Raw genomic sequence first — 13,617 nt, forward strand, 5'->3', positions numbered from 1 at the left:
TATATAATGCAGAATTGGGTAAAAATAGCTGGTGGAGATACATTGTTACGATTGTAGCGACATGGGGAATACAGGGAATAGTAGGAATTCTTGTGGCTGTGCTTTTTGTAGTATTTTTAATTATGCAAAATGGTATTTCTGCAGTGGGTTTAAATATTCAATCTATTCAATCGAATTCGATGTTTCTGGTAGCACTGGCATTAGTTGGCTTTGCAGCTTCGTACTTTGTTTTTTATCTTTGCACGCGTTTTTTACATCAAAGACCATTCATATCATTGTTTACTACTAAATCACAAATTAATTGGGCCAGAATGATAAAAGGGGCGGTATTATGGTTTTTAATATTGGGAATGTTAACTTTAATCTTCTATTTGATTAATCCTGCAAGTTATGAAGTAACTTTTAACCCCAGTACATTTGGAATGCTTTTAATTTTAAGTTTAATAACATTTCCAATACAGGCCTCCTTTGAAGAAGTATTTTTCAGGGGATATTTAATGCAGGGAGTGGGTTTATTAAGTAAAAAACCAATTGTACCTCTTCTTGCTACTTCATTTTTGTTCGGCTTTGGACACATTATGAATGGGACAGGTATGACTTTAAGCGTATTTCCATTAATTGAGACAGTTATAATTGGTATAGCGTTGGGTATTATAACTTTGGGGGAAGACGGTATAGAAACTGCAATTGGAATACATGTTATGAATAATCTTTATGCGGTGCTCATAGTCAGTACTCCCGACGGAATATTTGGTAATTTACCTTCTATCATGATGACGTCATCCAGTCCTTCGGGTGATATTCTTACAACAGCAGCAGCTGCTGTAATTGCAGTGATAATTATATTCTGGAATAAAAAAGATAAATTAAGGGATATATTCAGATGGGAAGATGCAGAACATAATTAAATTTATTTAAATTACTTTTTATCTATTTTTAGAAGATATGCAAAAAGTAATTTTAGGAAATATATCTAAAAAATGGTTAATTTTAAACCAATTAATTTTTAATTCGGCCTAATTTAAATTGAAAAAGTGCATTCAAATAATAAACTAGCATTTTAAAATAAAAATTTAGATAACTCAAGCCACTTTAAATATTTGAAAGTTGAAATAAATATTATAAAAATAAACGATGGGTGAGATAATAATTGTTGTTTGATGTTTATCGTTTATTTTTTTATAGTGAATAATCAATTTAAATCAATTGACTTACATAAATTTGAATTTATATAATTTAAAGCTTAAATAAGATTTATAAGCTTATAGGACGTTATTCACTATCTTAAATCTAATCTTGATTAATTAAAGGTGATACTTGATGATACCAATTGCTAAACCATTTATTGGTGATGAAGAAATTAAGGAAGTAGAGGCTGTTTTAAGATCGGGATTCATTGCACAAGGGCCAAAAGTTGCTGAATTCGAAGAAAAGTTTGCAGAATATGTCGGCACTAGGCATGCTGTTGCTACAAGTTCTGGGACCACAGCATTACATGTTGCTCTTCTTTGTGCTGGAATTGGTAAAGGCGATGAAGTAATAACCACTCCGTTTTCCTTTGCTGCAACAGCAAATTCTGTTCTTTATGCTGGCGGAAAACCTGTATTTGTGGATATAGACCCTAAAACATATAATATAAACCCTGAAAAAATTGAAGAAGCTATAACAGATAAAACAAAGGCTATATTACCGGTTCATTTGTACGGACAGCCTGCAGATATGGATCAGATATGCAAAATAGCGGAAGATCATGACTTAAAAGTAATAGAAGACGCTGCACAGGCTCATGGAGCTATTTACCACGGTAAAAAGGTAGGATCCATTGGAGATATGGCGTGTTTCAGCTTTTACCCTACAAAAAATATTACAACTGGGGAAGGCGGTATAATAACTACTGATGATGATGCATTTGACAAAGATGCACGTGCTATACGAGCTCATGGTGAAAGTGAAAGATATGAACACGTTACATTGGGATATAACTTCCGAATGACTGATATTGCAGCGGCAATAGGGGTTGTTCAGCTTAAAAGGCTTGAAGAGTTCAATGAGAAGAGAATAGAAAATGCAGAATATTTAACTGAGCATATAAATTCAATTGAAGGTATTGAATCACCATATGTGGCGTCAAATGTTAGGCATGTGTTCCACCAGTACACGGTAAGGGTAGAAGATGGTAAAAGAGATGAATTAAAAGAATTTTTAAACAATGAAGGAATTGGAACGGGAGTCCATTATCCTAGGACCATATACAACCAAAAACTTTATGAAGATTTGGGGTACACGGCTGACTGTCCTGAAGCGGAAAAAGCAGCGGCTGAAGTTTTATCTCTCCCTGTAAATCCTACCTTAACTGCTGAAGATTTTGGAAAAATAGTATCTGTACTTCAAGATGCTTCGGATAAAATTTTTAAATAATTTAAAAATTTTATTTTTTGATAAAACTGGATAATTGTTTTTTAGTAAGATATAACCTTATTTTTACTTTTTTTGAAAAATAGTTATTTCTGAGATTTATTTTTAATATTTTATCATTTTTTATGATTATTTTTTAAATAGGAATGTGCCTTAAATAATTATTAATACTTTTTATTAATTCAGTATTAATTTTTTATAGTACCTATCATATAATAATTGTATAATGCGTGGAGGTTCTCAAACACAATATGTTTGGAACCCCAAAAAAATCAGAGATTTTTTTGGAGGTTGATAACGTGGTTTTTGAAAATGTACAACAAGGCCTTACAAATTCTGTAAATATGGTAATTCAATTCCTGCCGGCTTTAATTGGCGCTATTATAATCCTGATAATTGGATGGATTGTAGGGCGTGTAGGTGGTGGGCTTTTATCTAAACTACTCCAGAAAACCAATATTGATGAAACAGTGGGCAAAACTGACTTTGGTACAACATTGGAGAAGTCGGGAATGACCATATCTGGGCTATTTGGTTCACTGTTTAAATGGTTCATATATTTGATATTCATAATGGCCGCTGTAAACGTCTTAAACATACCAATTTTCGCAGATTTCCTGAATGCAGTAGTGTTATACATACCCAATCTTATAGCAGGTGTACTGGTACTTGTTATAGGATTAATAGCAGTTAACTTCCTCATGAAATGGGTAGGAAGCATGCTAAAAGGTGAAGATGTTCCATTTACTAACTGGATAGTTGTTGGATTACAAGCACTGCTTTCTGTAGTGGTAATTGTAATTGCATTAGACCAATGGCGTATTCAAACTGCAATTATATATACTTTCCTGGTTCCGCTGGCATGGGGAATTTCTGCAGGTATAGCAATTGCAATAGGAATTTCAGTGGGAGTAGGAGCTAAAGATATTGTAGCAGACTATTTACGAAAAATGGCAGAGACTGGAGAAAGCAAAACCAAAGAAAAAATAGAAGAAAAAGGTGAAGGTGGAAACGAGGAAGAATTCCGTGAACCTGGAGAAGGAGTACCAAAGTAATTCAGATACAATTTTCTGTCCAGAATTAAAAATTTTGTACCCAAACACTAATGTTTGGGAATTTTCTTTTATTTTAGAAATAAAGCGCATAGTAATAGTTTATAAATATAAACACTACTTTTGACAGGATTAAGATGATAAACAAGCTCATCATCAACTCAACTAGCAATCTATTTTTAGTTCGCTCGCTTTTTTCATATAAAGTTAGGAACAGCAGAGGTAATATTGGAATTAAATACCTGCCCTGAATCCCGTGTATTACTGGTGCTCCAGTATATGTCCATGTAAGATATTCAAGGATGAAAATAGTGCCTGCAATTAACAAAAATGATCCTAAAATAATATATCTCTGTTTAAGACTTATTTTGAAAGAGCCTTTATCAAAAGCAGCTACTAAAAGTATTATAAAGAAATATATGTAGTAAATCAGGTTAGGGATAGGTGAATTTGCATAAGCCCAATTACCAACCACTATAAATGGAAGTTCTCCTGCATATTGGGATGAAGTGTTTAACATGGTTTGAATAAAGTCAACGGGATAATGTAAAATACAAAGTAATTGATCTTTGATGGATATTCCGGGATCAAGAGGCATGTATAGTCCATTAACCATAAAGTTCCAGAATGCGATGATTAAAACTGCAAGTAAAAATGTAAGTCCAAATATCTGAAACATTTTTGTTCTGCTTTCAAATTTCTTTGATGGAATTAAGAAGAATAAGAGAATCAGCATTATGTATGGCATTTTAGCTAAACCTAACAGTAAACCAATTGAAATTATGATTAAAATATGTTTTCGGGTGATTTTTTTAATATTGTCATCTAGGGCTAATTTAAGGAAAATTGCAATGCTAAGAAACGATAATGAGATAGCTATGCAGTCTGCTGAAAGAGATGCTGCCTGAAATAGTGTCATTGGCATTAAAGCTATGGCTAAGAAACCCCATTTAAATATGGGAGTTATTTTAATTGCTAAAAATATGATGAGTAACCATAGTAATAGATTTCCGAATCTCCCTAAATACAGCAATATTAATGGGGATAAATCAAACAGTTTTCCAAGAGCTATACTTAATGCAGAGGCTAAATATGGGAGTGGAGAATAAGTTACCACAGCATACTTTGAAATATCTACAAAAGTATTAGTACTGCTTTTAAGTGGAAGATTTAACAGGTATTCCATGTTCATTGATTGATTGTTTAAAATGTAGTATTTCCATTTTTGATAGACGTTGTCTGTCATGATTTTTACAGACTCGGGAACTGAAACTCCTGCTTTATTTCCTATTTTTTCAGGAATTAGATGTCCATTGCTTATATCCCATGATTTATAATAATGTTCATATTCGTCAGGAACCTGAAAAGGAGGAATTAATACTAAAAAAGCTATTCCGTAAATCAATCCCAGAATAATAAATACATACTGTGGATTTAAACTCTTAATTCTATTCATCACAAGAGATATAGATTTAATTATATAAAAAGTAAACCGGCAAAATATTCCGTTTGTATTTAATTTTACTTACACTTCATCCCGTATCTGGATAATGTATTATTGACTTCAACTATGAAATCTGACCATTTGTTAGGTACAATGTTGGGTATCAATGAGTATTCAAAAAGTTTTGCTTTATTTTAGTGAATTTATCAAACTAACAAATTTAAACTTTCTTTAATTATATTATGGTGAATTGCTCAATTTAACATGTGATATCTATTAAAAGTAAAATGCGGTTAAAAATTTAGAAAAAATAATTAACTATTCGAGCACTTTAAAAGTACCTGTAATTGCTACAACTGCTCGAGTATCCGTAACTCCAACGCCGTTATACTCAAATAATATATTGTATCTTTTCCCGTTTTTATCAAAATATATTGACTCATATTTAACATATGGGACGCTGTAATGGGCATAAATTATATCAAGAGCTTGGGTGCCGTTTATGGTTATATTTTGAACTTCTTCAACTGTATAATTGGCTTTAGTAAGGTTAGCAGTGTTTTTAAGATCTTTTATACTTACTCCATTAACTTTTCCAGCACTATCAAGGGATTCTTTGGATATTTTAAATGTGCAGTTATAGTCCCAGGCGCTTACACCTTCTACAAATACTCCATTTGTACTATTAACTTCTTTAATTGTATATTCATGGGGATATTCAAAGTAAATTCCGCTTTTATTATAGATATTGTTTACGCCAGGGCCCCTGTCTTCATAAGTACAACCAGATATGGCAATTATGAAAATTAAAACTGGAACTATGAGTACAATCTTATTCAAATGATAACCTCTGTATTTTTTAATTGTGATAATGTGATTGAGTATAATTGGGATTATTTCCATTGAATATAAATTTTTTTAGATATATCTTGGATATGGAAAGTGATGTGGAGTAACCCCATTAAACGAATAGAACTGTAAATTAGAATAAAATTTGCTTTTATATTATCTTAATTAGAAAAATAGGGTTTGATATTAACCGGCATTCAAATTAGGTTAAAAAATTAAAATTAAATGCTGCTATTTACCTGGAAATGGTTATTTTCCCATTTTTTGTTCAACTGAACCCACTTTTTCTTCCATTGTTTTGTCTGTATCCCTTCGGTCGTCTATTTTTACATGGGTTTCAACTCTTTGTACGCCTTCTCTAAATATGGATTCGTGAGCGGCTTTTATTGCGGTGAAAAGTTTGTCCGGATTATCTGTTTCAATTAAAGTGCCCATTCCTGTTAGCTTATAGTTAATGCCATTATCTTCTAATGCAGATGTAGCAGCAGCTATATATTTACTTATGCTTGTATCACATGTCCCAACTGGGACTATGGTTAGTTCTGCAGATATCATAATAAATTATATGTTTAATTTAGTATATCAACATTTTTAAGTGAAATAAATAACAAAAATTAAAGGTTCTTAAGGTTTAAAATTGTAAACTGCAAAGCAGTAGATGTCTTGAAAATTCTTTTTTTCATGAGTTTCCAATGATTTTAAGAAAATTCTCCAGAAGTTTTTAATCTAACATAAACTATTTCTCAAATAATCTGCAAACCTATTTTGATCTGTTATGGTTGCTCAGGAAGAATTCAACAAAAACATTGAAAACAATGTGAAGGAAACAATAGAAACATATGGGCTGCTGGCACATAATGAAAAAGTTGCAGTGGCCCTTTCAGGTGGAAAAGACAGTATTCTAACATTACATATACTGAACAAATTTAAAGAGGAATATAATCTTGATTTGGTGGCCATAACTATTGATGAAGGAATTTCTGGATACCGAAATGAAGGTGTGGAAGCAGCAAGGAAAAATGCTGAAGAAATAGGGGTTAAATTAATTGAAAAATCGTTTTTAGATGAATTTAATTTTAAACTTGATGATATTTTTAGTTTTTATAAGAGTGCATGTATACCATGCGGAGTTTTCAGGAGATACTTACTGAACAAAACAGCCTATGAAGTTGGAGCCTGTAAAATTGCAACAGGTCACAACCTTGATGATGAAATACAATCATTCCTTATGACATTTGCAAGGGCGGATTTTAGAAGATTTTCAAAGTTTGGACCTAAGCTGAATACCATTCATGAAAAACTCATTCCAAGAATTAAACCTCTCTGGAATGTACCTGAAAAAGATGTAGGAACATGGGCAGTTTTAAATGATATAGACGTTCATTTTGCAGAATGTCCTTACTCTCACCTGTCTGCAAGGTCTAAAATAAAGGGATTTTTAAACAAGATGGAGTCCGAGAGAAAGGGAACCAAAGTGAATATACTTAGATCATTTGACAAAACATTCCAGTTTGAAAAGAAGCCAGCGAATTTGTATGAGTGTAAAAAATGCGGTGAACCATCTTCAATGGATATTTGTAAAGCATGTGAAATGCTTGAAGAGATTAATGGTTATTTGGACGGTTAGTTTGTGTGGTTATGTGATTGAAACGTTAATAGATATTTGTAATGTATTGATTGAAAGATAAATAATTATTTAGGGTAGCTTGATCCAAAAATTAAAAAATAAAGGATGAAAGTTATCTAAAATAGGTATTGTCAACTGCATTTACGAATCTTCTTGCATCCTGTAGCTTTTTGGAAGCTGAATCGAAATGATATGTTTCGTAAATTATAACAGGTGTTCCTTTATTTGCAATTGGTACAGTGACATACTGAGGGCTTGTTGGATTTGGTGGAGTGTAAATTACCAGTGACGGCAGTCTGTAAGTTATAGATCTAGCAATTCCAAGTGTGTAAGAACCTTTTGATATTGGATATAAGAACCTGTAATATTTATATCCGCTTGAAGCGCCGTGGTTTTCATGAACGTCAAATACAAATGTTGGTTTGATTCTAATTACATCAGGGACAACGAATTTTTGTGCCAGCAGCTGTCCGTTCATTCTTCCTTGAGTATAGTTTGACGCGGATTTAGTTACATGGACTTTATAGATTATATATCTGTAGTTTAAGCTATTTGATCTGTTTCTCACAACATTTGCTACATCGTAGCTGAATTCATCCTCCATGGGGTGAACTCCGGTTATATATACAATCTTAACGTTAGAATTGGGGTTTCCATAGGTAAACTTTTCTACATAACCGTATGAAGTGCTGCCTATAACGGCTGCAGAGCTAGTGCTAACTGCTGAGAACATCATTAACAGGCATAACAAAATTCCTATAATTTTATTTATTCAATCACCTCCAGTTAGGTTTTTATGGAATTTAAATGGATTAGGGGCGTAGTTTAGTTTAATAATAGTTTGATGTTTAAATGGAGTTAACCTGGAAAAGTAAATTGAAGGCATGGTGTCAAATGATCAAAAGTTAATATGTAATATCTTATTAGTAATATTCTTATTTCCAGTATTAATAACTTTGTAATTAAGCATTAAAATACGTTTTAATCAGTTTAAAATGATTGGTATAATATAATAAGCCTTTAAAACAATTTAAAATTTTAACTATGAAAAAATATTACATTAAAAAATGCGATGTTTTTGGGAATAAAAAGTAGGTAGATATTAACTCATTTATCCTAAAAAGAGTAATTAGATCTTATTTTTTAACGTAACTTAATTCTCATTCAATGATCCTGGTGATTGTACCTATTCCTTTACTCCGACCTTCTCTAAATATGATTTTCTGACCTTCTTTAACAGAAAAAGGCCTATATTTAAACTGCATTTTAACTTTACCTGTATCTCCAGCAGACATATACTCTTTATCAAGAGGTTCAAAGATAACAGTTTCTGCAATTGTCTCTATATGAGTTATGCATTCGTAACCTTCTTTAATTGTTGTTGGATGTACTAATATGGCAACATCCGCCTCAAATTTCTTAACAGATCGTTTTTCATAGTTAGGATCACATAAAATCATGCCTCTTTTAATATCATCGATATTTGCTCCTTTTATTGAGATTCCAACGACATCTCCAGCTTCGGCATAATCTTTTTTGTAGTAGTGCATTTCAATGGATTTTGCCCTAACGTCCATAAATTTTCCAGTTCCATCGGGGCCTAAAAGCAGCTTATCTCCATTTTTAATTCTCCCCTGTCTCACTGTTCCGCTTACAACTGCCCCAACACCTACTACTGAGTATATTTTGTCTATATACATCATGAATGGTTTTAGTGAATCCTCTTCCTTTGCCTCAACTTCAAGGTTTAAAAATAATTCATCAAGAAGTTCCAGGCCATCTCCAGTTAATGAAGAAACATTTATCACTGGGACAAGATGTTGATTAGCGTGTTCTGCCACAAATTTAGCGTCTTCACATGTTTTTATCATGTAAGGAATTCTTCCAACAAGTTTTAAAAGATTGAATACTTCATCTTTTGTCTCTTTTATTTTTTCTGCACTTACCATGTCAATTTTGGTAATTACAACAATCGACGGCAAATCCATAGCCATTATAATCCCCAGATGTTCTCTGGTAATATGGGTTGGCCCCTGGTCTGCAGCTATTGTAACGAGCCCATAGTCTAGCTTTTGACCTACAATTCCCCTTATAGTTGTTCTAAGCCACGGCTCATGGCCTACAGTGTCTACAAAGCATATGAGTTTATCGCAGTCTTCGACAGCCTTTGCTTTTTCTTTTTTATTCAGCGGATTTTTAACTCTTACAGGTTCCCTATTACAGAATCCGTAAATTGCAAAGGAGAGATCTGCTGAAAGCCCTCTCTCTATTTCATGTTTCTGCAGATCTAAAAATATCCGCGTCCTGCCGGAGCCATCATCCAGGCTGCCGGTGGTCAAGGTCCCAATAAGTGTGCTTTTTCCATGGTCTACATGTCCTGCAACACCTACAAGCATGTGGTCTCGCTTAGAAAGATCTTTTTTACCAATAAAAACTCGAGCTACATCGCCGTTGTTTCCAGGATACTTTTCAACTTTTAAAATAGTGGAATTTATCTCTTCTGCGATACTTTTTAAAACAAATAATGATTCTTCCATTTTCTCATCTGAAAGTCCCAGAAGGTTTCCATCATCATCTACACCTATAAAATAAATAGCTTCTCCGCTACCCCGTTCCATCCTGTATTTCATCTGGGATGCAAGGCGCTGTTTTCTATCTTTTTGAAGATGATAATCTTTTTTAAGGCTTTCTTTAAATTCTATATTTTTTCTTTCACCTTTTTTTGTAATATTATAGATGCTGCTTGTCATGAGATTGAGCTATTTATAATTCCTCAAATAAAGTAATATCAGATTTTATCGGCGGTTGTAAAAACAGCGCCGCCGTATTTCTCTTCCTGTAATTCTTTAACTTTCTGGATGGCTAACTGCACATCTTCAGTTTTTGCAAGGATACGCCGACTTTTAACCTTAAATACTTTACCGCAAACGCATTTTTTTTGAATTACTCCTTCTTTGGAGTACATTGCGCGTCCACAGTTACATCTAAATATGAGATACATGAAATCACGTGTTAACTTATTGAATATTATTTTTGTGTTAATTTTTAAATTCACTGAATTGTATTAATAATGTAACTTCACTTTATTTAAAATTTTTTAAAAAAAAGAATTTAGAAATATCTAATTTGGCCAGAAAGTTGGCTTTCGGTCTGCAATCATCCCCATCCAAAAATTTTGCCTAATATTGGGTTGAGTGTGTTAAAAATTGTAATAATTATTGGATTAATGATTGCAGAAATTTTAAGAATTAATGGATAAAATACATTGGGTATCGTAAGGAAGGCCCCTATCATGGCACCAATGTTAGTTCCAACAACAACTATTAAAACTCTAAAGAGGTTGTTATCCCAAAAGTCCCTTAAACTTTCGCAGTCTTTAAAGTCTGCCAGGTCATCCATTCCTACTTTTCTTCCTTTGGCTTCTACAAGTCCTGAAAACCATCCTGCAGCAAGAAGTGGATGTAAAACTGTCAAGGGGGCCACAATAAATGCTGTTACTGCAGAATAAATCTTTGATCCAGATAAAATACAACCTGCAAAGGACAATCCGCTTGTTAGCAGCACGTATTGGAGGATGCTGGTCTGTATATTAATTCCACTAAAAAAGGCCATTGCAAACACTGCGATGAAAACAACGGGTATTAAAAACAGCAGGATCTGCATGAATGAAAATCTGGATTTTTCAACGCCTAGGAGGTCGTAAAGTGGAGGTATATCTTCTGGATTATTGATATATTTTGTAAGTCCCTCTTTATGCCCGGCACCTACCACTGCAACTACGCTTTCATCTGGAATATCTGTAAGCATTCTTGCCATATACTGGTCCCTTTCATTTACCAGAACATCATATGCTTTGGGCGACATTTCCTTGAAATATTCCATGACCTCTTCAAGAGCATCTCCTTCGGTTATACTTTCAATATCTTCAATTTCTTCATCTTTGCTGAAGAAGGATGCTATTAAGCCGTATATGAACTTCATTTTTTCGATGATGCTCATTTTGTTTAATGCACGGTTCAGGGTTATTGAAATGTCACGGTCTATTAAGGCAATTTTTGCACCTATTTCGTTCGCAGCTTCTATTGCTGCCATCATCTCTGATCCCGGTTTAACACCTACATCATCACCTATTCTGCGCTGCATATATGATAAAAATCCGCTAACTAAGAATAAGGTCAGGTTGTCACCTTTAATCAGTTTTTTAATCTGAAACTCCTCTTTAGGAGTTTCAACTCCTTCTTTTTCGTTTAATAAATTAGTATAACGATTAATGTCTAGTTCAATAGCTACAACGTCTGGTTTTTTCTCTAAAATAGTATTTCGAACTTTCTCAACACTTTTTTCTGATACATGCGCTGTTCCGATTATTTCAAGTGATTCTGGTGCCATAGAAATCTCACGTTTTAGTTTGTATAATTCTTAATGATCCCTTTTTCATATATGGGGATAATATCATATATATTTTTTTTAATACTAAACTTTATGTCTTCCAAAAATCCAAGTTTTTGGAGGGTCAAAGAAGACCTTGAATTCATGATTGCGTTTTTAACCATTTTTTCGTCTCTTGATGCCATGTATGCTGCCATGGCCATTTCATCAAGTTCGCAATTTTTAAGATAAGATATTATTTCTCCAGCTCCAAGGAAATCTTCAATTGCAAATCTTCCTCTAACTCCCGCCATTACTATTTCTATATGGTCTTCAGCAATTTCAGAAGCTTTTTGGGCTACAGCTTTTGCATTTACAAATGATCCAACCATTGCTGTTGCTTTCATTCCTTCAAGAATTCGAGTACCATTTGTAGTGGTAAGCACAAGTGTATCTCCACTGAAATTTTGTATTGCAACTGGTGAATTTCCAGTATCAAATCCTGGAATAGGAGCCCCATCTCTTTCACCTGCAAGAACTGCATTGTACTTTTTGGCAAGTTCTATTGCTTTATTTTTATCTTTTACGGCTATAACTTTATTAAAATTATTTAGAGCAACATTTATAGTAGCGCTAGCTCTTAAAACATCTACCATAATTGCAACATCTTTAGAGATTGATTTATCTAAACTTAAAGAAACCAACATTAAAAACACCAAAAATAGGGAAATTCAATAAATAAAAAACGAAATTGGGGGTATCTAATTTTTTTTCAGTACCCAAATGTCTTTACAGAACAATTTTAACTAATTTTTTCAGCAAAACCAAAACGTCTTCTTACAGAAACAATTTTAACTTTAACTTCCTCTCCAGCTTTTGTACCGGGTACAAATACCACAAAACCATTTATACGGGTAATTCCGTCGCCTTCTTTACCCACATCTTCTATCTTCACATCATATTCTTCCCCTTCTGAAATAGGGGCAGTTTTTGGACCTTGATCTGTTCCGAACAATTCATTCACTTCCTTCGACCAAAACTAAGTTGGTCTTATTTAAATATACGGTTAAGTTATTATATAAATGTTTTCATAACATTATTAACAACTGTCTATTTGCATGATTTAAGGAATTTCCCTGGTTTAAAATAATATTTAAGTGTTTTGATCATGCATATAAAGCTAACAATATATTAAACTAAACTAAAATTTGAATTAAAGGATAAAAATTTAAGAGTTGATTGGTTTGAATGACGATGATAAGACAATAGAATCAATGGTAGAAGAGTACAAAATGAGTATGGGTGGGTTATTTTTCAATAATTTCACTAAAGAGCCTGAAAAAGATATGGAACTGGAAGAATTAATAATTAAAAAGGGGATAGATAACCATCTTTTTGATACCCATGAATTGTTATCAATTTATGATAATCTATCTGAGTATAATAAACGGGAATTTTTTCAGAGGGTAGTGGTGGCATTTATTAAGTTTAAATTTCAGGAAGATACTGTAGAATGATCTAAGCAGGTATAAAATTGTTTTATTTAAATAATTATTTCACATTTTATATTTAATTATTCTCCACCAGTTATAACGTCTAAATCTTCTTGAGTAAGTGGTTTTCCTTTTAAAAGTACTTTTTCTCCAATTGCATCGACCATATTGCATGGAATAAGCTTGGTTTCCCCACGCCCTATTTTACCAGTTATACTTGCTTCTCGAAGTACAAGACCTTCAATTCTGCGGTTTCTAAAATCTAAATCAATATCTTCTACTTCTCCAACTACATTTCCTTTTTCATCTATTACTTCTTTACCTTTAATATCGTCTATTTTCATACTAATCACCCTTTTAATTAATCAT

General features: G+C 33.0%; 15 protein-coding genes. 5 read left to right on the forward strand and 10 right to left on the reverse strand.

Features of this window, described 5'->3' with window-relative positions:
- The first annotated feature begins 14 nt into the window (after nucleotides 1-14).
- From EJ01_RS07815 to EJ01_RS07825, 3 genes are all read left to right on the forward strand, one after another.
- Nucleotides 15-908: a CPBP family intramembrane glutamic endopeptidase gene (locus EJ01_RS07815; protein WP_052375971.1), complete on the forward strand. Its 894-nt coding sequence runs from the start codon at nucleotides 15-17 to the stop codon at nucleotides 906-908.
- 412 nt (nucleotides 909-1,320) lie between these two features.
- Nucleotides 1,321-2,418: a DegT/DnrJ/EryC1/StrS family aminotransferase gene (locus tag EJ01_RS07820; RefSeq protein WP_048081823.1), complete on the forward strand. Its 1,098-nt coding sequence runs from the start codon at nucleotides 1,321-1,323 to the stop codon at nucleotides 2,416-2,418.
- A 248-nt stretch (nucleotides 2,419-2,666) separates the two neighbouring features.
- Entirely contained in the window at nucleotides 2,667-3,470 is an 804-nt protein-coding gene (locus tag EJ01_RS07825) for a mechanosensitive ion channel family protein (RefSeq protein WP_052375973.1), read from the forward strand.
- Nucleotides 3,471-3,543: 73 nt separating this feature from the next.
- Here EJ01_RS07825 and EJ01_RS07830 read toward each other — a convergent pair whose 3' ends face one another.
- The 3 genes from EJ01_RS07830 to EJ01_RS07840 all read right to left on the reverse strand — a co-directional run bounded on the left by EJ01_RS07830 (nucleotide 3,544) and on the right by EJ01_RS07840 (nucleotide 6,315).
- The gene (locus EJ01_RS07830) at nucleotides 3,544-4,923 is read right to left on the reverse strand and encodes a DUF2142 domain-containing protein (RefSeq protein WP_084689178.1); all 1,380 of its coding nucleotides are present in this window, start codon (nucleotides 4,921-4,923) and stop codon (nucleotides 3,544-3,546) included.
- A 306-nt stretch (nucleotides 4,924-5,229) separates the two neighbouring features.
- Complete coding sequence (locus EJ01_RS07835) at nucleotides 5,230-5,751, reverse strand: hypothetical protein (protein WP_048081825.1); 522 nt, start codon at nucleotides 5,749-5,751, stop codon at nucleotides 5,230-5,232.
- Between the two features lie 258 nt (nucleotides 5,752-6,009).
- A complete protein-coding gene (locus tag EJ01_RS07840; protein WP_048081826.1) occupies nucleotides 6,010-6,315 on the reverse strand; it encodes an MTH1187 family thiamine-binding protein in 306 nt (101 codons plus the stop codon).
- Between the two features lie 220 nt (nucleotides 6,316-6,535).
- Here EJ01_RS07840 and EJ01_RS07845 point away from each other — a divergent pair, with 220 nt between their 5' ends.
- Entirely contained in the window at nucleotides 6,536-7,387 is an 852-nt protein-coding gene (locus tag EJ01_RS07845; protein ID WP_048081827.1) for a TIGR00269 family protein, read from the forward strand.
- Between the two features lie 112 nt (nucleotides 7,388-7,499).
- On the opposite strand, the gene EJ01_RS07850 is transcribed toward EJ01_RS07845, so the two are convergent.
- The 6 genes from EJ01_RS07850 to EJ01_RS07875 all read right to left on the reverse strand — a co-directional run bounded on the left by EJ01_RS07850 (nucleotide 7,500) and on the right by EJ01_RS07875 (nucleotide 12,770).
- A complete protein-coding gene (locus tag EJ01_RS07850; protein WP_157197607.1) occupies nucleotides 7,500-8,120 on the reverse strand; it encodes a hypothetical protein in 621 nt (206 codons plus the stop codon).
- A 427-nt stretch (nucleotides 8,121-8,547) separates the two neighbouring features.
- Nucleotides 8,548-10,137 carry a GTPBP1 family GTP-binding protein gene (locus EJ01_RS07855; RefSeq protein WP_048081828.1) on the reverse strand — a complete coding sequence of 530 codons (1,590 nt, stop codon included), beginning with the start codon at nucleotides 10,135-10,137 and terminating at the stop codon, nucleotides 8,548-8,550.
- 38 nt (nucleotides 10,138-10,175) lie between these two features.
- Nucleotides 10,176-10,388, reverse strand: coding sequence for a DUF1922 domain-containing protein (locus tag EJ01_RS07860; RefSeq protein ID WP_048081829.1), 213 nt, complete (start codon nucleotides 10,386-10,388; stop codon nucleotides 10,176-10,178).
- Between the two features lie 155 nt (nucleotides 10,389-10,543).
- Complete coding sequence (locus tag EJ01_RS07865) at nucleotides 10,544-11,776, reverse strand: TraB/GumN family protein (protein WP_084689179.1); 1,233 nt, start codon at nucleotides 11,774-11,776, stop codon at nucleotides 10,544-10,546.
- A gap of 14 nt (nucleotides 11,777-11,790) precedes the next feature.
- Nucleotides 11,791-12,462 carry a 2-phosphosulfolactate phosphatase gene (gene comB / locus EJ01_RS07870; protein ID WP_048081830.1) on the reverse strand — a complete coding sequence of 224 codons (672 nt, stop codon included), beginning with the start codon at nucleotides 12,460-12,462 and terminating at the stop codon, nucleotides 11,791-11,793.
- Between the two features lie 95 nt (nucleotides 12,463-12,557).
- Nucleotides 12,558-12,770, reverse strand: a complete 213-nt coding sequence (locus EJ01_RS07875; protein ID WP_048081831.1) for a TRAM domain-containing protein — start codon at nucleotides 12,768-12,770, stop codon at nucleotides 12,558-12,560.
- Nucleotides 12,771-12,999: 229 nt separating this feature from the next.
- Here EJ01_RS07875 and EJ01_RS07880 point away from each other — a divergent pair, with 229 nt between their 5' ends.
- The gene (locus tag EJ01_RS07880; protein WP_048081832.1) at nucleotides 13,000-13,272 is read left to right on the forward strand and encodes a hypothetical protein; all 273 of its coding nucleotides are present in this window, start codon (nucleotides 13,000-13,002) and stop codon (nucleotides 13,270-13,272) included.
- A gap of 56 nt (nucleotides 13,273-13,328) precedes the next feature.
- On the opposite strand, the gene EJ01_RS07885 is transcribed toward EJ01_RS07880, so the two are convergent.
- Nucleotides 13,329-13,592: a PRC-barrel domain-containing protein gene (locus EJ01_RS07885; RefSeq protein ID WP_048081833.1), complete on the reverse strand. Its 264-nt coding sequence runs from the start codon at nucleotides 13,590-13,592 to the stop codon at nucleotides 13,329-13,331.
- Nucleotides 13,593-13,617: the final 25 nt, after the last annotated feature.

This window comes from Methanobacterium veterum (assembly GCF_000745485.1).
Taxonomy (GTDB): Archaea; Methanobacteriota; Methanobacteria; order Methanobacteriales; family Methanobacteriaceae; genus Methanobacterium_D; species Methanobacterium_D veterum.

Excerpts from the sequence above, each read along its gene's own strand:
- EJ01_RS07830 (WP_084689178.1), bottom strand. The coding sequence starts at position 4,923 with ATGAATAGAATTAAGAGTTTAAATCCACAGTATGTATTTATTATTCTG.
- EJ01_RS07820 (WP_048081823.1), top strand. The coding sequence starts at position 1,321 with ATGATACCAATTGCTAAACCATTTATTGGTGATGAAGAAATTAAGGAA.
- EJ01_RS07845 (WP_048081827.1), top strand. The coding sequence starts at position 6,536 with ATGGTTGCTCAGGAAGAATTCAACAAAAACATTGAAAACAATGTGAAG.
- EJ01_RS07855 (WP_048081828.1), bottom strand. The coding sequence starts at position 10,137 with ATGACAAGCAGCATCTATAATATTACAAAAAAAGGTGAAAGAAAAAAT.
- EJ01_RS07860 (WP_048081829.1), bottom strand. The coding sequence starts at position 10,388 with ATGTATCTCATATTTAGATGTAACTGTGGACGCGCAATGTACTCCAAA.
- EJ01_RS07840 (WP_048081826.1), bottom strand. The coding sequence starts at position 6,315 with ATGATATCTGCAGAACTAACCATAGTCCCAGTTGGGACATGTGATACA.
- EJ01_RS07850 (WP_157197607.1), bottom strand. The coding sequence starts at position 8,120 with ATGTTCTCAGCAGTTAGCACTAGCTCTGCAGCCGTTATAGGCAGCACT.
- EJ01_RS07865 (WP_084689179.1), bottom strand. The coding sequence starts at position 11,776 with ATGGCACCAGAATCACTTGAAATAATCGGAACAGCGCATGTATCAGAA.
- comB (WP_048081830.1), bottom strand. The coding sequence starts at position 12,462 with ATGTTGGTTTCTTTAAGTTTAGATAAATCAATCTCTAAAGATGTTGCA.
- EJ01_RS07885 (WP_048081833.1), bottom strand. The coding sequence starts at position 13,592 with ATGAAAATAGACGATATTAAAGGTAAAGAAGTAATAGATGAAAAAGGA.
- EJ01_RS07825 (WP_052375973.1), top strand. The coding sequence starts at position 2,667 with ATGTTTGGAACCCCAAAAAAATCAGAGATTTTTTTGGAGGTTGATAAC.